This window comes from Gordonibacter sp. 28C (assembly GCF_003339845.1).
Taxonomy (GTDB): domain Bacteria; phylum Actinomycetota; class Coriobacteriia; order Coriobacteriales; family Eggerthellaceae; genus Gordonibacter.
Window position 1 is genome coordinate 187,637 of sequence record NZ_PPTR01000003.1, and the last position, 19,258, is coordinate 206,894.

The following is a 19,258-nucleotide window of genomic DNA, read 5'->3' on the forward strand; positions in this document are numbered from 1 at the left end:
TCTACCCGGTTAACGGCGCAGGACGTCGAGGCGTTTCATATTCGTCCGAAAATTCTTTGCGCCTACCCTTCGCTTCCGTAGGCGGCGAGTTCGGCGAGGAAGGCCTCGCCGTAGCGGGCGAGCTTCGTGGCACCCACGCCCGAGACGTCCAGGAACTCGTCCTCGGTGGTCGGGCGCTTCGCGCACATGTCGCGCAGGGTGGCGTCCGAGAACACGATGTAGGGCGGAACCTCAGCTTCGTCGGCCAGGCGCTTGCGCAGCGCGCGCAAGCGCTCGAACAGCTCCGGATCGACTTCGGCAGCCGCGCCCGAGCCGCCGAACACGCGCCCGGAACCCCCTGCAGAGCGCGTGCGGTCGGCCTTGCGCACGACCTTCTTCATGGTGAGGGAGAACCCGTCCTCGGCGGCCTCGCGAGCGCGCGGGCCCAGCCCCACGGTGGGATACGTGCCCTCGGTGATGACAAGGTAGCCGCCGGCGGCCAAAAGCTCGACGACCTCCTTGACCTGCGCGGCCGATGCGTCCACCGTGTCGTAGCTGGCAGCCTCGTCCAAACGCATGTCCAGCACCTTCGCGCTCTTCGACCCGCGCAGCACGTCCACCACGAGCCCCTTGCCGAAGCGCCCGCGAAGCTCTTGCACGCAGCGCATGACGGCCCGCGCCGTGTCGGTCACGTCCACGGCGTCGAACGTCCCCCCGCAGTTCGAGCAACAAGTTCCGACTGCCTGTCGGCAGTCGGAACCACCCGACGCTGCGGGTGCGGCTAATGCCGAATCTTGCGGCTCCAAGCCCTCCTCGCGTGCGAAAGCACGCTTCGTTGGACCTTCACCGCAATCTTCGGCATTAGCCGCACCCTCGCTGACGCTACGAACGACCTGTGCCTGCTCTCCGAAGTAATCCAAAATATAGCGACGCAGGCAGCCGGTGGTGTGGCAGTAGCCGACCATGGCCTCCAGAAGGCGGCGGCGCGACGAGCGCACGGCGTCGGCCTCCTCGGAGGTGAGTTCCTCGTTGCCCGACTCCTGCTCGATGAAGAAGCGGCAGGTCGACACGTCGCCGTCGCTCCACAGCAGCATGCACGTGGAAGGCTCGCCGTCGCGCCCGGCGCGACCGGCCTCCTGGTAGTACGCCTCGATGCTGCCGGGCATGTTGTGGTGCACCACGTAGCGCACGTTCGACTTGTCGATGCCCATGCCGAACGCGTTCGTGGCCACCATGACGGGCGCGTCGTCGGCGATGAACGCGCGCTGGCTCTCGGTGCGATCGGCCGCGGACATGCCCGCGTGGTAGCGCGCCGCGCGCACGCCCGCTGCCACGAGCGCGGCGTGCACCTTGTCGGTGTCCTTGCGGGTGGAGCAGTACACTATCCCTGAGTCGCCCGGATGCGCGAGCGCGTAGTTTCCGATCCAGGCGAGCTTCCTCTTCGGCTCCATGCGCTCCACGCCGAAGTAGAGGTTCGGGCGGTCGAAGCCGGTAACCACCTCGTAGGCGTCGCGCAGATCGAGCAGGCGCACGATGTCGCGCCGCACGCGCTCGGTGGCCGTGGCGGTGAACGCCGCCACGACGGGGCGCTGCGGCAGCTGGGCGATGAAATCGCCCACGGCCAAATACGACGGGCGGAAGTCCTGGCCCCACTGCGACACGCAGTGCGCCTCGTCCACGGCGACGAGGGGAATGCTCGCCTCGCGCGCGAACTCGAGGAAGCGCGGGTCGGCCAGGCGCTCGGGCGCCACGTACATGATCTGGTAGGCGCCCGCGAGCGCGCGGCGCAGCACGGTGGCCTGCTGGCCGGGCGTGAGCGTGGAGTTAAGGTAGGCCCCGCGCACGCCCGCGTCCAGCAGCGCGCGCACCTGGTCGCCCATGAGCGACACGAGCGGGCTCACCACGAGCGCGAGCCCCGGCAGCACGATGCCGGGCACCTGGTAGCACACGGACTTGCCGGCGCCCGTGGGCATGACGGCGAGCGCGTCGCGGCCGCCGAGGATCGCCTCCACCACGCCGAGCTGCCCCGGCCGGAACTCCTCGTAGCCGAAATGCTCCCGCAATGCCGCCTTGGCGGCCGCCGCGTCAACCATGCGTCGTGTCCTTTCCGGGTCCCGCGCCCTCGTTCGTCTCGCTCGACATCATACCGCAACGCCTTTGCCGGGAGGGCTCTCCGCAAGCCGGCGAGGCGAATGCCGACCGCTTTTCCACCTATCCGACATTCTGAAAAATCGTGCTTGCGCCGGCGGCTGCGGTGTGTATAATGCAGAGTGTCAGCGGTGCCCGCGAGGATTAGAGCTCTGGGCGGGCAACGCGGGACTAGGTTAGGCGGCTAGAGTGTCAGCTCTGCCGCCTTTTTGGTGCTCGTTTCGCCTTGCCCCTCGCTTTCCGTCTTCGTTGCGACCAGTCGTAGGCTGCCAGAAGAAATGACAAGATGGAACAAACTCCTGCGATCAGGTTGAAACCATCCATGGGGTCCTCCTTATCTCTAAGGCATCACCCACCGAAAACGGACACCGCTGACGCGAGGCATTCTAGCACGGCCAAGAGCGTTTTCCTGCGACGAATCAAAATCTATTTTCAGTGTTTGAACAGGCCGTACTCAGCGTTGGATTTCCGTTTGATTCGTATTGGATCCGTGCAAGAAACGTGCAAGGTTCGGACGGCGAATCCGCAAGGTTCGCGCACGATTTGGACGGTCGTTCTGCAAGGTTCGGACGGCGATCTAACGGTTCTCGCACGGTTGCGTCGTTTCGGACGAGAAGCTACCATGGCGAACGAGTCGGAGAACGAGATTCGCGGACTCTCCGAGAAAAAATTCCTCGTTTTCCCGACATTTCCCTTCGCTCGATCGTGTTGGGGGCAGAAAGGGCGAAAACCTGCCGAAGAACGACGACATAGCCGCGGTGTTCCGCCGCCACGTGAAGACGGTGTACCGCCTGTGCTTCGCGCACCTTGGAAGCGCGACCGACGCGGAGGACGCGACGCAAAGCGTGTTCATGAAGCTGCTCGACCGACCGCGGAAATTCAACGACGAAGAGCACGAGAAGGCGTGGCTCATCGTGTGCGCGCAGAACCATTGCCGCGACGTGTTGAAAAGCGCCTCGCGCCGTCGCACGGCGGAGCTGCCGGACGACCTTCCCGACGAGGGGGCGCGCCCCGAAGGCGACGAGACGCTCGAAGCGGTGCTCGCCCTGCCGTCGAAGTACAAGACCTGCGTGTACCTGTACTATTACGAAGGGTACCGCACCGCCGACATCGCCGCGCTCACCGGCACGCCCGCCTCCACGGTGCGCAGCCACCTGAGCGAGGCCCGCACGCTGCTGAGAGACATGCTGGGAGGTGGGGAACGTGGACGATGAGCGATTCCGTCGAATCGACGCCGAAGGCCCGATCGGCCGGACGCGCCGCGAGAACGGCGACGCGTCGCGAGCCGAAGCGGCCCCCGCCCATGCCCCGAGGCGTCCGCAGGACGTGGCTCTCGACGACGCGATCGCCTCCGCGTTCGACCGCATGGGCCCGAGCGAGGAGGCCGAGGCCCGCATGCTCGCCGCCGTGCTCTCAGCACGCGGCGAGCACGCGCTCCCAACGGCCCGCGAAACGGGCGGCCTCCCGCTGAAGCCCATCGTCGCCGACTGCCCCACGCAGCAGCGCAAGACGGCGAGGACGTCGCGCTTCGTCCTGCAAGCGGTCGCCGCGGCCGCCTGCCTCGTGCTGGTGGCCGGCGTGGGCGCGTTCGCGCTTTACGCGAACGGCCTCAACGGCCGCAACACGTCGGGCTCCTCCCAGAGCGCCGTGCAATCGATCGGCGACGGCGCCTCCGCCGGCTCGTCCGCAGAGCCGTCGAAGGACGCTTCGACCGGCAACGAGGCGCCCCAGGCAGATCAGAGCGTTGGCGCCGAGAGCGCGTCCTCCTCTTCCAACGGAAGCGCAGGTGAGGACGCGGGCGCGCGCTACCCGCTCGTGCAGCTGGCCTCCGGGCAAACCCTTCGCGTCGTCCTCGACGACGCCGGCCGCCCGCTGACGGCCGACCCCTCCCTCGTGGGAGCCGAGCTCGAGCAGGCGACCGCTTTCGGCGGCGCGAGCGGCGACACGACGGCCTGCGCGGTGTTCGCCTCGGCGGACGTGGCGCATCCTTTCGCGGTGCGCTATGATGGCGGCGATCGGTATTACTGGGCGGACGAAGCGGGGTAGGGTCCTTGCGCGACGGCGGTGCGAATAGGAGCGGAGCGGGCAGGCGCCTGTGGACGCGGGAGTTCGTGCTGCTCACCGCCATCCAGACCTTCGACCTGTTCACCTACAACATGATCACGCCCGTCATCGCGAAGTACGCGCTCGCTCAGGGCGCCACCCTCGCGTGGGCGGGCGTCGTGGCCAGCGTGTTCGCCTTCGTCGCCCTGGTCGCGCGACCGGCGAGCGGGTTTCTGTCCGACCGTCTGGGCCGCAAGCGCATCGTCATGGTGTCCATCGTCGTGGCCTGCGCCGCGCAGGTGGGCTACGCGTTCGCCACGAGCCTGGTTGCCCTCGTGGCGCTGCGCGCCGTGCACGGGTTCTTCTACGCCTTGTTCGGGACGGCCATCTCGGCGCTCGCCCTCGACGCCATCCCGGAAGAGCGGCGCAGCGAGGGCATGGGCTGGTTCGGAACGTCCTACGTGTTCGCGAACGCGCTCGGCCCGGCGTTCGGCGTGCTGGTGAGCGACCGCTTCGGCTTCGCCGCCATGTTCTTGGCGGGTGCCGTCGTGGCGGCGGCCTCGTTCGCGCTCGGCCTGTTCGTGCGGGTGCGGAGCAGCGCAGGGGCGGCACCTTCCAGCGGCCCCGCACGCGACGCTTCCGGCGAACCCCCACGCACCTCCCCGACCGCAGCCAAGCCGCGAGGAATAGCCGCCTTCATCAGCGTCAAGTCGCTGCCGCTCGCCATAGCCGCATGCTGCTACCTCACCATCTGGTCCATCATCGCCACCTACATCGTGCTCGTGGGCGACGAGCGCGGCGTCGTGGGCATCTCGGCGTTCTTCGTGGTCAACTCGCTCACGCTGCTCGTCTCGCGCCCGTTCGCCGGGCGCCGGGCCGACCGGCACGGGCTCTCGGCCGTGTTCTACCCCTCGGCCGTGTTCGAGGCGGTGGCCGTCGTGCTCATCGCCTTCTCGCAGCAGCTGTGGCTGTTCCTGGCTGCGGCGGCGTGCAAGGCGCTCGGCAGCGGAACGGTCACGCCGTCGATCCAAGCTCGCTGCGGACAGCTGGAACCGCCCGAGCGCAGCGGCGTTGCCATGTCCACGTACCTCTTGGGCACCGACGTGGGATACGCGTTGGGCCCCATCATCGGCGGCGTGGTGTCGGGGGCGTTCGGGTTCACCGCCATGTTCCTGGCCGGCCTGCCCATCCTCGCCGTGGGCGTGGCCGTCTACGCCCTCTGGACCCATGAGGAGAAGAAGCGCGGAAACGCCCGCTGACGTGCGGATTCGATCCCGCGCCTCGCCCCCTCCCACCCCTCCGCCCTCTCGCCCGCCGAAATTTCCCCGACAAAACGGGCCGCTCGATCGTGTTGGAAGAGGAAGCGATCGAGAAGGAGACCGTCCATGTCCATACCGCCGAACGAGTACCGCTCCCCCGCAGAGCGCCGGAAGCGACCGCGCGCCGCGTTCGCCGTCGCGGCAGCCGTCGCGCTCGCGATCGTCGTTGCGCTGGGATTCGCGGCCAGCCGGTACTACGGCGCGGTCTCGGCCAAGCTCGGCTCGTCCAACACGGAAAGCCAGATCATGGCCGTCGGCGACGCGAGGGCAGGAGCCTCCTCGGCCGACGCGTCGGCCTCCTGCCCGCCCTACGGCGGTGTGCCCCCTTACGCCGACCCCTACTCCGGCGAGGGCTACGCGGCCGTCGACGAGACCGGGTTCGTTTCCACGGCCGCGCGCCCGCTCTCCACGTTCTCGGCCGACGTGGACACGGCCTCCTACGCCAACCTGCGCCGCATGGTGCGCGAGGGGGCCTATCCCGCCGAAATCCCCTCCGGCGCCGTGCGCATCGAGGAGATGCTCAACTACTTCGACTACGACTACGCCCCGCCCGAGGGAGACGACCTGTTCGGCGTGACGGCCGAGATGGCGGACTGCCCGTGGAACCCCGACACGAAGCTGCTGGTCATGGGGTTTGCCACGACCCCCGCCGAGCGCGCGCCGGAAACGGGCGCGAACCTCGTGTTCCTCATCGACGTGTCCGGATCCATGGCCGATGCCGACAAGCTGCCGCTTTTGCAGAGCGCCTTCGCCATGCTCGTCGAGAACCTGGACGAACGCGACCGCGTGTCCGTCGTCACGTACAGCGGCGAGGAGCGCGTGGTGCTGGAAGGCGCGAGCGGCGCCGACAAGCGGCGCATCCTGCGCGCCATCGGAAGCCTGCGCGCCGAAGGATCCACGAACGGCGAGGCCGGCCTGCGCACGGCCTACGACGTGGCCGAGCGCCAGTTCGTCGAAGGAGGCGCGAACCGCATCGTCATGGCGTCCGACGGCGACTTGAACGTGGGGATGTCCTCGGAGAGCGACCTGCACGACTTCGTGGACGAACGGCGCGGGCGCGGCGTGTACCTGTCGGTGCTCGGGTTCGGCACGGGGAACTACCAGGACTCCAAAATGGAGACGCTCGCCGACCACGGCGACGGCTCCTACCACTACATCGACTGCGAGGCCGAGGCCCGGCGCGTGCTCGACCGCAACCTGCTGGCGAACTTCACGCCGTTGGCCGACGACGTGAAGCTGCAGGTAGAGTTCAACCCCGCGCAGGTCAAGGGCTACCGGCTCATCGGCTACGAGAACCGCGCGCTGGCGGACGAGGCCTTCCGCGACGACGCGGTCGACGCGGGCGAGGTGGGTGCAGGCTGCGCGTTCACGGTAGCCTACGAGGTGGTGCCGGCCGACTCGCCGTTCCAGGTGGCCGAACCGCAGCTGAGGTACGGCGACGCGAAAGATGCGATTCCGAGCGCAAACGCGGGCACCGACGCCAACGCGAACGACGATGGGCAAAGGGGCATCGCCATCTGCACCGACGGCGGCGAATGGCTCGTTTGCTCCATGCGCTACCGTCCTGTCGGGCAGGACGGGGCGCGGGAGCAGGCTCTTGTCGTGGACGCCTCGTCCCTCGTCGCCGCGCCGAGCGCCGACTGGCGCTTCGCGGCCGCCGTCGCCGAATGCGGCATGGTGCTGTGCCAGTCGCCCCATGCGGGCACGGCCACGTTCCAAACGGCGCTCGATCTGATGGACGACGCCCGCGACGAGGAACGCGCCGAGTTCGCGGGCCTACTGCAGACCCTCGCCCTCCGCGACGCGGAACCGGAGCCAACCCCCTACGCACGCGGCCGATAACGGAGCGTCCGCGCAGGGTTGCGAACGCCTGCGATAACACCGAATCCCAGCCGAAAGGCCTCCAGCTACCCGGCAGCCCTCGGCAGGAAGCCGTCCAGCTCGGCGTCCAAGTCGGGCTGGCGTTTCACGCGGGGCCGCTCGTCCAAATGCCCGCGCGCCATGACCATGCGCACGCGCCGCAGGGCCTCCAGGTTGTCGAGCGGGTTCTCGTCGCACACGATGAGGTCGGCGGCTTTCCCCGCCTCGACGGAGCCCGTCTCGTCCCCCAGCCCCAGGATGCGCGCGTTGCCGAGCGTGGCCGTGTGCAGCGCGAGCGTTCGCGAGGCTCCCACGATGCGTTCGAAGTACACCACCTCGCGCCACATGTCGTAGTGCGTGATGTAGGGGCACGACGAGTCGGTGCCCAGCCCCACGGGGATGCCGGCGACCAGCGCCTGCTGGGCGGCGCGCACGATGCCCTCGTACACGATGCGGCCGTTGGTCTTCTGCACCTCGGTGGACTTCGTCTTCTCGGGGTCCAGGTCCACGAACGGCAGCGCGGGCGAGACGGTGCAGGTGAGCGACGAGGCGCGCCCGACGCCGTTCTTCTTGAACAGCGCGATGAGCCCGTCGTCCAGCTCCGCGCCGTGCTCGATGGTGTCCACACCGGCCTCCAAGCCCACGCGCACGCCCTCGGCGCTCTCGACATGCGCGGCCGTGACCATGCCCAACTTGTGGGCCTCCTCCACGGCGGCCCGCGCCACCTCGGGCGACATGCGCAGCACGCCCGGCTCGCCCTCCACCTCGGCGTCGAACACCCCACCCGTGATGAACAGCTTCACCAAGTCGCAGTTGCGGCCGAAGCACGTGCGCACGATCTCGCGCGCCTCCTCGGGCGATTTCGCAACATGGGCGAACAGCCCCGCGCCGTGGCCGTCCGGCACCGTGACGCCCACGCCCGACACGAGCAGGCGCGGCCCGGGGAACCTCCCCGCGTTCACGGCGTCGCGCACGTCCACGTCGGCGAACCCGGGATCGCCCACCGAGCGCACCGTGGTAACGCCGCTGGCCAGCTGGGCCTGCGCGTGGCTGCGGATCATGCGGCGCAGCACCCACATTCCCACCGGGTTGCCCACCACCTTGTCGATGAGGTCGCCCGCCCCGCCCGCGCTCATGGGCTTGCCCGAACCGCACAAGTGCACGTGCGCGTTGACCAGGCCGGGCATAAGGTACGCCCCGGCCAGGTCGACTTCGCGCGCACCCAACGGGCCCGTAGTGGAGGCCGCCGGGCCCACCTTGTCGATGCGGCCCGCGTCGTCCACCACCACCGTCATGTTGGGCTGGGGCTCCATATTCTCCGTGCCGTCGAGCACGGTGGCGTGAGTGAAAACGTAGGCCATGATCTCCCGCTTTCCGCAGCACGTCCGTCGCGCCGCCATCGTCTTTGCATCAGCGCCAGTATACGACGGTTCGCCCGCCGCCGAAAGCGCTCAAGCGCGCAAGGCGAGCAGGGCGCGCTCCTCGCGCGTGATCGAGTACGCGATGTGGGGCATGCGCACGCCGCGATAATGCTTGATAAAGGAGCTGCGCGGCGTCATACCGTTTCGGCGGGCGACCGCCTGCGACGCCTCGTTCGTGTCGCGGATGATGGAAAACACCTCGTCCGCGCCCAGCACGTCGAACGCGTGGTCGCGACAGGCGACGGCGGCCTCGGTTGCCAGACCGCGATGCCAGTACGCGCGCTCGAACAGGTAGCCCACCTCCACCACCGGCACCCCGTCGCAGTCCTGCACGGTCAAACCGCACTGGCCGACGAAGCGGCCCGTATCCTTCAGCACGGCCGCCCAAAGGCCGAAGCCGTCGTCGCGGTAGCGGGCCAGCTGACGGTCGAGCCATTCCTTGACTTCGGCGTCGTCGAAGGGGCCCTCGTAGGCGTACATGGCCTTCCCGTCCTGCAGCGTGCGGCAAAGCGCTTCGAAATCAGCTTCGACCATTTCCCGCAGAACCAGGCGTTCGGTTTCGAGAATTGGCCTTTCGCGCACCGTCGACGCGCACCGGGCCCCCTTCGGCACAGTAATCACCGATTCTCTGCATGATTTTGGCCGAAAAGCCCTCTCCAGCTCGTCGCCGTCCGTCTGCGCCGAATATTTGCCCAGCTCACGTGATTCTGAGTCGATCACGGGGCAGCCCACGTGCAGAGAATCGGTGATTACTGTGCCGAAGGGGAGGTTGCTGGCGGCCGTATCTCGAACCGCCTCGTCGGGCTCAGGCATCGAACTCGTCGACGAAATGCTTGACGAGGGCCGCGCTCGTGGGGGTGCAGCGCTCGCCATCCAGGCGCTCGGCGCACACGGGAATGCCCGCGTCAAGGATCGCGGCCGTGGCCGGCGCGGGAATGGGCAGCTCGCCGTGGGCGCACACCACCGTGCCGCTGCCTGTTTGAACGGGAGTGGCCGTGATGCGGTCGGGGTCGAGCGCCTCCACGCACAGGCACACGGCGGCCACGTTGCGCACGGCCTCGCCGTTGCCCACTTCGTGGAAGTGCGTCTCGTCCACCGCGCAGCCGTGCACGGACGCCTCGGCTTGGGCCAGGATGCGGTAGACGGCGCGCATGTCGTCCTTCACGCGCTCGCTGGCCGCCAGGCCGTCGATAGTGGCCAGCACGTCGGGCAGGTCGTGATGGTGCCGATCGGGCACGCCGGCCGCTTCCACGGCGGCGTCGAGCGCGTCGCGCGCGCTGCCGTCCAGACGTCCGCGCAGGTCGGCGAGGATCGAGCGGCGCGTGGCGTCGCGAGTGAGGTCGAGATGAAGGGGGGTCATGAAGATCACTTCGCTTTCAGATGGTTGATGACGCTTGCTTGGTAGCCGGCGCCGAAGCCGTTGTCGATGTTCACCACGGACACGCCCGACGCGCACGAGTTCAGCATGGCCAAAAGCGCCGCCACGCCGCCGAACGAAGCGCCGTAGCCCACGCTCGTGGGCACGGCGATGACCGGGCACGACGCCATGCCTCCCACGACGGACGCAAGCGCACCCTCCATACCGGCCACGGCCACCACCACCTGCGCCGACGCGATGTCGTCGGCATGTGCCAGCAGCCGGTGGATACCCGCCACGCCCACGTCGTAGAGGCGCACGACGTCGTTGCCCAGCACCTCGGCCGTGAACGCGGCCTCCTCGGCCACGGAAAGGTCGCTCGTGCCGGCCGCCGCGATGACGATGCGCCCGTTGCCGTCGGGTGCGGGCATGCCGCCCACGATGCCGAGGCGCGGCAGCTCGTGGTAGGCGAGGGCCTCGGCCGCCTGCGGGTCGGACTCCCGCAAAAGCGCCCGCACCTCGCTGGCCGCCTCGGGCGACAGCCGCGTGATCAGCACGCGCTCCTGCCCGGCCTCGCGCATCGAGGCCACGATGCCGGCCATCTGCGCGGGCGTCTTGCCGGCCCCGTACACCACCTCGGCCACGCCTTGGCGCACCCCGCGCTGATGGTCCACCTTCGCGTAGCCCAAGTCCGTGAACGGCGCCGTTTTGAAGCGCAGGGCCGCCTCGTCCGGATCGACCGAGCCTTCGGCCACCGCCGCCAGCAGCGTACGCATCTCGCGTTCCTCCACTACCGGGCTCCTTCCGCCTCGTCGGCGGCATCCGCGTCTGGGGCGGGCTGCTCTGCCGCGGGTCCTTCGCCGGCCAACCCGTCGTCCGCCAGATGCGGCACGTTCCTGTCGGCGGGGCACGCCTCGCCCAGGCCGTTGCCCACGGCCGCGTTGCGCGCGATGAACTTCGCCGCCACCTCCGGGGTCCTGGCCGCCGCGCGCAGCGACTCCGTCGTTATGCGCTCGCCCGGCTCCACGTACACGGCGAAGCACGAGAAGCTGGGCTTGCCAGCCGTGAACAGGCCAAGCTCGCGCGAGGCCGCGCGCACGTCGTCCTTACTCATGCCCGCGCGGCGCAGCGGCGACACCACGCCCAGCTCGGCCAGGGCACGGAAGCCCGGCCGGCTCTCGGGGTCGTCCGTCGCGTTCGTGCCGTCGGCCAACACGTCGAAGCCGTCGGCCTCCATGCGCTCCCGAATGGTGGAGAAGATGAAGCGCTTGCAGAAGTAGCAGCGGTCGGGCGGGTTCTCGCAGATCTCGTCTCGCTCCAGTACGTCGACGTCGACCACGGTCAGCTCCGCGCCCTGCTCAGCGGCCAGGCGCTCGGCGTCGGCCGTCTCGCAAGGGGGCTGGAACGCCGAGCGCACGAGGTAGGCCCTCACCTCGACGCCGGCCCGCTTCGCCGCGGCCACCAAATACGACGAATCGGTGCCGCCGGAAAACGCCACGGCCAGCCGCGGCGTACGCGCGAAGAAGGCGTCGAGCGCCTCGACGTCCACGTCCTGACCGTTCTCGATTTTGCCCATGACAGTGCATCCTTCCCGTTTTCGGCCGACGGCCGCCGGTCATCATAAACCTTGAAGCGCACTCCAAGTCAAGCGGATGCGCGGTTACTTCTCGAACAGCTCGGCCGCGCGCGCCAGTTCGCGCACGATGCCGATGTGCTGGGGGCACACGCTCTCGCACGTGCCGCAGGCGATGCAGCTGGAAGCCGGCCCGTCCGAGGCGTTCCAATCGTAGTTCTCCTGCGCACGGTGATCGTCGCCGTAGAGCGTCAGGATGTTGAGCGACGCGAGCGCGGCGGGGATGCGCACGCCCTGCGGGCATTCCTTCACGCAGTAGCGGCAGTCGGTGCACGGCACCGTGGGGATGCCGTCGAGGATGGCGCGCACGTGATCGAGCGCCGCGCGCTCCTCGCGGTCGACGGGCCGGAACGCCCGCATGGTGCGCACGTTCTCCTCCACCTGCTCGGGCGTGGACATACCCGAGAGCACCGTGAGCACGCCGGGCAGCGAGGCCGCGAAGCGCAGCGCCCACGAGGCCAGCGGCGCGTCTGCATCGGCATTGCGCAGCACGTCGACGGCGGCGTCGGGCAGCTTCACCAGCGAACCGCCCTTCACGGGCTCCATCACCACGACGGGCAGGTCGCGGGCGCGGGCGGCCTCGTAGCACTTGCGCGACTCCACGGTCTCGCTCTCCCAGTCGGCGTAGTTCACCTGCAGCTGCACGAAGTCGACCTCGGGGTGCGCGTCGAGCACCCCCTCGAGCGCGGCCGCCTTGTCGTGGATGGAGAAGCCCAGGTTGCGGATGAGCCCCTCGGCCTTCTTCTCGGCCAGAAAGTCCCACAGCCCGAAGTCGTCGAACAGCTTCGTGCGGTCCTCGCCCAGGTTGTGCAGCAGAAAGAAGTCGAAGTAGCCCGCGCCGGTCTGTTCGAGCGACGTGTCGAACATGGCGCGCGCGTGATCGGCGTCCTCGGCCATCCAAGCCGGCAGCTTCGTGGCCACCTGGAACGACGCGCGCGGGTGGCGGTCCACCACCGTCGCCTTGAGCGCGGCCTCGGACTTGCCGCCGTGGTAGCCGCGGGCCGTGTCGAAGTAGGTGAAGCCCCCGTCCATGAACGTGTCCACCATGCCGCAGAGCGTGTCCAGGTCGATGTCTTTCTCGCCGTCCGCCCCCTCGATCTCCGGCAAGCGCATGAACCCGAAGCCCAGCTTCGGAAGATCGATGTACGTGCAGGCCATGTATCGTCCTTTCCTCGCTCCGCCGCGCAAACGACGGCCTCGGGGCGAATCGCGCGCCGCCCTGGCCGCTCGCGCCTCGACGCCTTCGGCGCAACCCGCCTTGAACAACCAGAAATGCTACCGCAGAAGCCCATCGAACCGCCACGAGAAAGCCCGCGCCCACATTGTCTTCACCGATGCGCGACCGGGCCGGAAGCCAAGCTTCCGACCCGGTCGCAGGATGGCGGCTACCAGAGCGCCGCCGAAGCGCTTCTCGCGGAGAGGGCGAAGACCCTGCCCGCCCGTTCAGCAAGATGCTTTCTCTCGTGTATCCGGCAAGGGCAGAGCCCTTGCTCTGCAGGGCAATCGTCGAAAACGCACGTCCGGCGGCTTTCGACGCGGCCCCCTCGCGCATCGTCACGACGCGGCTTGCTGCACCGCCTCCCCTTCGGAAGCGATCTCCCCGCGCTTCATGCGATGGTCGTTCTTCACGAACAGGAGCACGATCACGGCGGCGGCGCACAGGGGCACCACGAACGTCAGCGCCGCGAACTGGTAGGTGGAGCCTGCGGCGATGGTGCCGAAGAAAGCCGCGATGAAACCTCCAAGCTGGGTCACGAACGCCATGCCGGTGAGGGCGTAGTCGGTGGTGGCGGGATCCTGCGCCAAAACCGGGATGAGCGCGCGCGACATCGTGGGAACGAGTCCCGCGCAGAAGAAGCCCAGGAAGATGATGCTGCCCCAAGCAAGCGCCTGGTTCTGGGAGTTGGACCACAGCACGGTGGCGCACACCACGATGAGCAGGACGTACCCCGCTATCAGCATGAACTTCCGCTGCTTGATCTTGTCGGCGACAAGCCCGAACAGAATGCCGCCGGGAATGGTCGCGACGGCCGCCACCAACGTGGTCATCGAGGCCGTGAACAGATCCATGCCCTGCACGGTCTGGGCGTACGTCGGATAGAAGGTGTTGAAGGTGGGGTAGCTGGTGCACCATGCCAGAAAGCAGAAGCCCACGGCGAAGGCGCTGATCGTGTAGGCCTTGGAGGGCTTCCCCATCCTGGCCTTGCCCTGGCCCTTGGCGCGGACGTTCTCCGGAACGACCGGCATCTTCACGAACGCCAGCACGAGCAGGGTGGTGACCACCTGCAGCGCAAGCGACAGGACAAAGATGGACTTCCACCCGAACGCCGCGTACAGCAGCGGCGTGGAAAGCGAGGCCAGCGCAACGCCGGGGCAGACCCACTGGGACCAGATGCCCATGACGAGCCCCTGCCGCTCAAGCGGGAAAAGCCGGGGCATGATGTTGGGCCCGATCACGGCGATCAAGCCGAAACCGCAGCCTTGCACCGCGCGGGCGAAGATGAACAGGGTGCCGCTGTCCGCCAGCAGCGCCAGCACGTTGCCCATGATGGTGAGGACGGCCGCTATGATAATGGAAACCTTTATGCCCACGTTGCGCATGATCCACGCGCCCGGGTAGGCCAAAAGCAGACCCGTCAGGGTGAACACGGACATGATCCAGCCGGCAGTGTCCAGATCCATGTTGAATACGGCGCCTATGTTGGTAAGGATGGAAGCGGGCATGAGCCACTGGTACACGCAGCAGGACCCGAACACGAACAGCGACCAGAAGCACAGCCATCGCTGCCTGTTGGTCAGCTCCCCCTCCGCCACACCCCATTGTGCTGATTTGAATTTGCCAGCGGCCGGTACGTTTGGAGCAGTCTCACTCATTGCTAATCTCCTTTCGCGATTAGAAGTAAAACTGTCTCTGCGCGTCCCCTCGTAAGCGCCCGGCGGCGCAGAATCAAGCTCGGCGTTCCCCTGGCGCAATCGGCGCCAACGCCCAAGCAATGCGATTATAGAGGGACGCCGTGCCGCGCCACCCGTTCGAAAAAGTTATGACCTATTCAAAAACGGAAGCATGCAGGCTGAAGCGGTCAGCGGCGCTCGAGTTTGGAGCACTGACGTTCGAACTCCTCGGCAAGGTCGAGCAGGGCCACCGTCTCGTTCGAGCGCTTCCACAGGGCGATGACGTTGAACTCCGGCAACGCGGCGTCCAGGGGGATGAAGGCGAACTCGTCGTCTGTGAAGTAATTCCTTAGGTGCGCGAACTCTATGGCGGCGCACCCCTCCACCATCAAGGACATGCGAATGCTGTTCAAATCCCCTATCAACCGCTTCTGCGTCACGGTTTCCAGGATGGGACTGAGAACCTTCCTGATGTGACTTGTCTCGTTCGGCATGAACGACGAGCGCGGAACGATGATCTCCTCGCCGGCCAAGTCCCCCACGCGCACGATCTTCCGATCGGCAAGGCGATGGGTGTTCGGAACGATGAGGCAGAGGGAGTCCCGGTAGAGGTTCCTCCAGGCGAACCGGTCGGGGTCGAATTTTTCCAGATCGGCCGTTATGGCCAGGTCGATGCGGTTCTCGTCGAGCGCGCCCGGTATCTCGTCGATTTCCATGGAAAGGTAGCGCACCTCGACGGATGGATGCCGCTTCCCGAACGCCCGGATGGCCTTCGGCAGCACGATGGAGCTCGCACCGTACAGATACCCCAGGTCGATAGGCCGGTCTTCGCCGTACTTCAAGTGCTCGACCTCCTCGAGCACCCCGTCGTAGCGGTCGAGGACGTCTTTGCAACCGTCGATGAACGTCCGCCCGATACCTGTCAGGTGAACGCCGTTCTTCCCGCGCAAGAATATCTCGATGCCAAGCTCTTTCTCCACATTGACGACATGCTTGCTCAACACGGGCTGGGTGATGTAGAAGCGCTGCGCGGTCTTTGTGAAGCTCAGGGTTCTGGCAAGGTCGACGCATTCCCTCAGGTTGTCGATGTTCAAAGCGGCCCCCTCTGATTTCCCTCGCATCGGCATGCCCCGATGCATGAGATTGCGTCGATTATACGGGAAGTGGAATGGGTTATGCCATTTTCGTCAACCGGAATCGAAGGGCGCGGAAATAAACTGGGGCCGCGAGTCAAGGTGATAGGGGTACACCCGACGACTAGGCAACCCGCCCGGCTTGCGGTCGTTCGCCGGATCTTCCCCGAGGACACGAACCGGCTGCTGCGTCCCCTCGCTCCAGCTTCCCGCGCCGAAAAGACGCGAACCGAGACTTCGCCGCCTGTGGAAGCTCGGCACGTGCGCGCCACCGCCGAGCTTCCCAGAGTTCAACCGCACAAGAGAAGGGGGATTCGCCATGACAGAAGCGCAAGCCGACGTCAAAAACGAGATCGAGGCCGACGTGTACGGCTCGTTCTTCGTCAAGGAAAACGCCAAGGAAGCCACGACCCAAGACGACGCCGAAGGTCGGGAGTGGACGTGGAACGAGGACGGCATGACCGTCATCAGGACCAACGCGCGCACCGGCCCGGGGTGCCACCAGAACTGCGGGCTGCTGGTGTACGTGAAGGACGGGGCCATCGACCACATAGAGGGAGATCCGGAGAACCCGCACAACCAGGGCCGCCTATGCCTTCGCTGCCTTGCGGCCAAGGAGATGATCTACCACGAGGACCGCATCCTGCACCCCATGAAGCGCGCCCGCGAGGACCGCGGCAAGGACAAGTGGGAGCGCATCGGCTGGGACGAGGCGTACGACCTCGTCTACGAGAACGTCATGGCGGTGGTGGAGAAACACGGGGCCGAGTCCATCTGGGTGACGCAGGGCACCGGCCGCGACATCAACGGCTACGGCCCGATGCTCGCGCAGTACCTGGGAACGCCGAACTACGGCATGGGTTTCCTGTCCGGGCAGGCGTGCTACGCGCCGCGCCTGTTCAGCACGTCGCTCAAGGTGGGCGACATGTTCGTGTGCGACTACTCGCAGTTCTTCCCCGAACGCTACGACGACCCGCGCTTCGAGGTGCCGGAGTACGTCATGGTCTGGGGCAACAACCCCGTCGTGGCGAACTCCGACGGCACGCTGGGGCACTGGATCGTGGAATGCATGAAGCGCGGCTCCAAGATCATCTGCATGGACCCCAAGCTCACCTGGCTCGCGGGCAAGGCCGAGTACTGGTTCCAGCTCCGCCCGGGCACCGACTGCGCCCTGGCGCTCGCGCTGTCCAACATCATCATCCAAGAAGACCTCTACGACCACGAGTTCGTGGAGCTGTGGACGTACGGATTCGACGAGTTCGCCGCGAGCATCGTCGACTTCACGGCCGAGAAGGCCGCCGACATCTGCGGCATCGACGCCGAGAAGGTCACCGCGTGCGCCCGTGCCCTCGGCCGCGCGCGGTCGGCGTGCCTGCAATGGGGCGTGGCCATGGACCACACGTCCGAGGGATTCGTCACCGGCATGGCCGTGTTCGACCTGCTGGCCGTGACCGGCAACTACGAGAAGCCGGGATCGATGGTGTGCGGCCGCCCCTGCTTCGGCGTGGGCTCCACCTGGATGTCGGACTTCACGGTCATCGAGTCGCTTCCCACGCCCAGCTGGGCCGCCTCCGGCGACAAGCGTATGAACCAGGAGTACAACGGGTGCAAGGCCATGGCCGCCATCAGCCAGGACATGATGCTGAAGGCGCTGGAGACGGGCGAGCCCTACCCCATCAAGTGCGTGTGGATGCAGACGAACAACCCCATCGCCAACATGGGCGCCGAGCCGCAGCGGATACTGCCGGCCCTGCTGGGCACCGACTTCAACGTCGTGGTCGACCTGTTCATGACGCCCACGGCCATGGGCGTGGCCGACGTGTTCCTGCCGGCCGTCACGTTCGCGGAGCGCGCGGGCATCACCGGCCACCAGCCCTACCAGCTGGGCGCGGTGGCGCAGTGCATCGAGCCTTTGGGCGAGGCGAAGTCCGACCAGCAGATCATCTACGAGGTGGGCAGGCGCTTCCACGGCGACGCGGCGGGCGCCTGGAAGTCCGACGAGGAGTTCTACGACTTCTGCCTGCAAAGCTCGCCGTTCAAGTACCGGGACATCAAGGAGCGCACCTGGGCCTACCCGGAGTTCGAGTACTACAAGTACAAGACCGGCAAGCTGCGCCCCGACGGGCAGCCGGGCTTCAACACCGACACGGGCCGCTACAACTTCTACTCCATCGCCATGCAGAACATGGGGTACTCGCCCCTGTCGGCCTACGAGGAACCGCCCGAGAGCCCGCGCTCGACGCCGGAGCTTTACGAGAAGTACCCGCTGGTGCTCACGACGGGCGCCCGCCGCTGGAGCCTCTTCCACTCCGAGCACCGTCAGGCCCCTTCGATGCGCGCCATCCATCCGGGGCCGCAGATCATGATCCACCCCGACGACGCCGCGCAGTACGGCATCAAGGACGGCGACTGGGTGCTGATCGAGAACGAGTTCGGGTCGTGCCGCGAGCAGGCGGAGCTGTCCACCCGCATAAAGCGGGGCGTGGTGTCGGCCGACCACGGCTGGTGGTACCCCGAGCGCAAGGACCGTGCCGAGAACGACGGCACGGAAGCGGGCCTGTACGGCGTGTTGGAGAACAACATCAACAAGCTGTTGCCCATGCGCCCCGGCAAAACGGGCCTGGGCAACTCCTACAAGTCCCAGCTCTGCCGGATCAGCAAGTACGAAGGCTAGGTGAGTGAAGATGAACGGACTGCTTATCGATTACGAGTGGTGCACGGGCTGCCACACCTGCGAGATAGCCTGCCAGCAGGAGCACGGGTTCGCGCCCGAGAAGCTGCTGGAAAAGGGCCGGATAGGCATCAGCCCTTACGAGATAGGCCCCCACGACCTGGGCGACGGCGCGTACCAGTACGAGTTCCTGCCCGTGCCCACCGCGCTCTGCGACCTGTGCGCGGACCGCGTGGCCAAGGGCAAGGAACCCACCTGCGTCAAGCATTGCCAAGCGGGCTGCATGCACTACGGAAGCGTGGAGGAGCTCTCCAAGAAGATGACTTCGAAGAAGATGGCCCTGTTCGTATAGGGTCCGATCGGTGCCCGGGAGTTCGCGTTCCCGGGCACCTTCCCGTTTTGCGGCGGCGAAGGGAGGCTTGCGGGATGTGCTACGTCTGCTCCATGTGCAACGCGTGCGGCAAGGTCGACCGCCTGCGCGAGATGAACGCCGTCTGCCCGGCGTGCGGCAAGCCCCGGGACGTCACCGACGGCACCTGCCCCCACTGCGGCCACCGACGCCCGCCCTACCCCGGCCCCGCCGGCACGCGCCCGACGGGCGAAGAGGCGGCAGGCAGGCGCGCGAAGGGCGCATGACCGGCTCGTCGGTTGGCGGCACTTCCGCACGCGCCATCTTCCCGCGCGCCGTACGTGCGAAAAACACCGAGCGCGGAAGGGGCCCGTCTGCGATAATGGGCGCAGGCGCCTCAGGCGGCCGCACAGGGGGTCGGCTCGCAGGTGCCAGACCGCGAGCGCTTCGAGA

Annotated in this window: 17 protein-coding genes; 7 read left to right on the plus strand and 10 right to left on the minus strand. The window is 67.3% G+C overall.

Translation table 11 applies throughout. The annotated features are described in order from the left end of the window. Positions 1 to 62: 62 nt before the first annotated feature. Together C1878_RS05030 and C1878_RS16975 are read right to left on the minus strand one after the other, a co-directional pair. The gene (locus C1878_RS05030) at positions 63 to 2,072 is read right to left on the minus strand and encodes a RecQ family ATP-dependent DNA helicase (protein WP_114600604.1); all 2,010 of its coding nucleotides are present in this window, start codon (positions 2,070 to 2,072) and stop codon (positions 63 to 65) included. Between the two features lie 247 nt (positions 2,073 to 2,319). Next, positions 2,320 to 2,451, minus strand: a complete 132-nt coding sequence (locus C1878_RS16975) for a hypothetical protein (protein WP_255417923.1) — start codon at positions 2,449 to 2,451, stop codon at positions 2,320 to 2,322. 434 nt (positions 2,452 to 2,885) lie between these two features. Here C1878_RS16975 and C1878_RS05035 point away from each other — a divergent pair, with 434 nt between their 5' ends. The 4 genes from C1878_RS05035 to C1878_RS05050 all read left to right on the plus strand — a co-directional run bounded on the left by C1878_RS05035 (position 2,886) and on the right by C1878_RS05050 (position 7,331). Next, positions 2,886 to 3,341 carry an RNA polymerase sigma factor gene (locus C1878_RS05035; protein WP_255417924.1) on the plus strand — a complete coding sequence of 152 codons (456 nt, stop codon included), beginning with the start codon at positions 2,886 to 2,888 and terminating at the stop codon, positions 3,339 to 3,341. After that, positions 3,331 to 4,173: a hypothetical protein gene (locus C1878_RS05040; RefSeq protein WP_114600606.1), complete on the plus strand. Its 843-nt coding sequence runs from the start codon at positions 3,331 to 3,333 to the stop codon at positions 4,171 to 4,173. The genes C1878_RS05035 and C1878_RS05040 overlap by 11 nt, the downstream gene beginning before the upstream one ends. 5 nt (positions 4,174 to 4,178) lie before the next feature. Beyond that, complete coding sequence (locus C1878_RS05045) at positions 4,179 to 5,429, plus strand: MFS transporter (protein ID WP_147272908.1); 1,251 nt, start codon at positions 4,179 to 4,181, stop codon at positions 5,427 to 5,429. A 126-nt stretch (positions 5,430 to 5,555) separates the two neighbouring features. Continuing rightward, positions 5,556 to 7,331: a VWA domain-containing protein gene (locus C1878_RS05050; protein ID WP_114600608.1), complete on the plus strand. Its 1,776-nt coding sequence runs from the start codon at positions 5,556 to 5,558 to the stop codon at positions 7,329 to 7,331. Positions 7,332 to 7,396: 65 nt separating this feature from the next. Here C1878_RS05050 and C1878_RS05055 read toward each other — a convergent pair whose 3' ends face one another. The 8 genes from C1878_RS05055 to C1878_RS05090 all read right to left on the minus strand — a co-directional run bounded on the left by C1878_RS05055 (position 7,397) and on the right by C1878_RS05090 (position 15,746). Next, the gene (locus C1878_RS05055; RefSeq protein WP_241963613.1) at positions 7,397 to 8,710 is read right to left on the minus strand and encodes an amidohydrolase family protein; all 1,314 of its coding nucleotides are present in this window, start codon (positions 8,708 to 8,710) and stop codon (positions 7,397 to 7,399) included. A gap of 90 nt (positions 8,711 to 8,800) precedes the next feature. Then, positions 8,801 to 9,391 carry a GNAT family N-acetyltransferase gene (locus C1878_RS16830; protein ID WP_369833528.1) on the minus strand — a complete coding sequence of 197 codons (591 nt, stop codon included), beginning with the start codon at positions 9,389 to 9,391 and terminating at the stop codon, positions 8,801 to 8,803. A gap of 184 nt (positions 9,392 to 9,575) precedes the next feature. Then, positions 9,576 to 10,130: a nickel insertion protein gene (larC, locus tag C1878_RS05065; protein ID WP_114600778.1), complete on the minus strand. Its 555-nt coding sequence runs from the start codon at positions 10,128 to 10,130 to the stop codon at positions 9,576 to 9,578. 5 nt (positions 10,131 to 10,135) lie between these two features. Continuing rightward, positions 10,136 to 10,918: a nickel pincer cofactor biosynthesis protein LarB gene (larB, locus tag C1878_RS05070; protein WP_114600610.1), complete on the minus strand. Its 783-nt coding sequence runs from the start codon at positions 10,916 to 10,918 to the stop codon at positions 10,136 to 10,138. Beyond that, positions 10,918 to 11,703, minus strand: a complete 786-nt coding sequence (locus tag C1878_RS05075; protein WP_114600611.1) for a 7-cyano-7-deazaguanine synthase — start codon at positions 11,701 to 11,703, stop codon at positions 10,918 to 10,920. The genes larB and C1878_RS05075 overlap by 1 nt, the downstream gene beginning before the upstream one ends. An 84-nt stretch (positions 11,704 to 11,787) precedes the next feature. Further along, complete coding sequence (locus C1878_RS05080) at positions 11,788 to 12,918, minus strand: aldo/keto reductase (RefSeq protein ID WP_114600612.1); 1,131 nt, start codon at positions 12,916 to 12,918, stop codon at positions 11,788 to 11,790. Between the two features lie 396 nt (positions 12,919 to 13,314). Next, the gene (locus C1878_RS05085) at positions 13,315 to 14,634 is read right to left on the minus strand and encodes a CynX/NimT family MFS transporter (protein ID WP_114600613.1); all 1,320 of its coding nucleotides are present in this window, start codon (positions 14,632 to 14,634) and stop codon (positions 13,315 to 13,317) included. A 206-nt stretch (positions 14,635 to 14,840) separates the two neighbouring features. Then, positions 14,841 to 15,746, minus strand: coding sequence for a LysR family transcriptional regulator (locus C1878_RS05090; RefSeq protein ID WP_158539726.1), 906 nt, complete (start codon positions 15,744 to 15,746; stop codon positions 14,841 to 14,843). A gap of 358 nt (positions 15,747 to 16,104) precedes the next feature. On the opposite strand from C1878_RS05090, the gene C1878_RS05095 reads away from it, so the two are divergent. The 3 genes from C1878_RS05095 (at position 16,105) to C1878_RS05105 (ending at position 19,092) form a co-directional block, all read left to right on the plus strand. Beyond that, positions 16,105 to 18,459: a molybdopterin-dependent oxidoreductase gene (locus C1878_RS05095; protein WP_114600615.1), complete on the plus strand. Its 2,355-nt coding sequence runs from the start codon at positions 16,105 to 16,107 to the stop codon at positions 18,457 to 18,459. Positions 18,460 to 18,469: 10 nt separating this feature from the next. Further along, positions 18,470 to 18,808, plus strand: a complete 339-nt coding sequence (locus C1878_RS05100; protein WP_114600779.1) for a 4Fe-4S dicluster domain-containing protein — start codon at positions 18,470 to 18,472, stop codon at positions 18,806 to 18,808. A gap of 74 nt (positions 18,809 to 18,882) precedes the next feature. Then, positions 18,883 to 19,092, plus strand: a complete 210-nt coding sequence (locus C1878_RS05105; RefSeq protein ID WP_114600616.1) for a hypothetical protein — start codon at positions 18,883 to 18,885, stop codon at positions 19,090 to 19,092. The last annotated feature ends 166 nt before the right edge of the window (positions 19,093 to 19,258 follow it).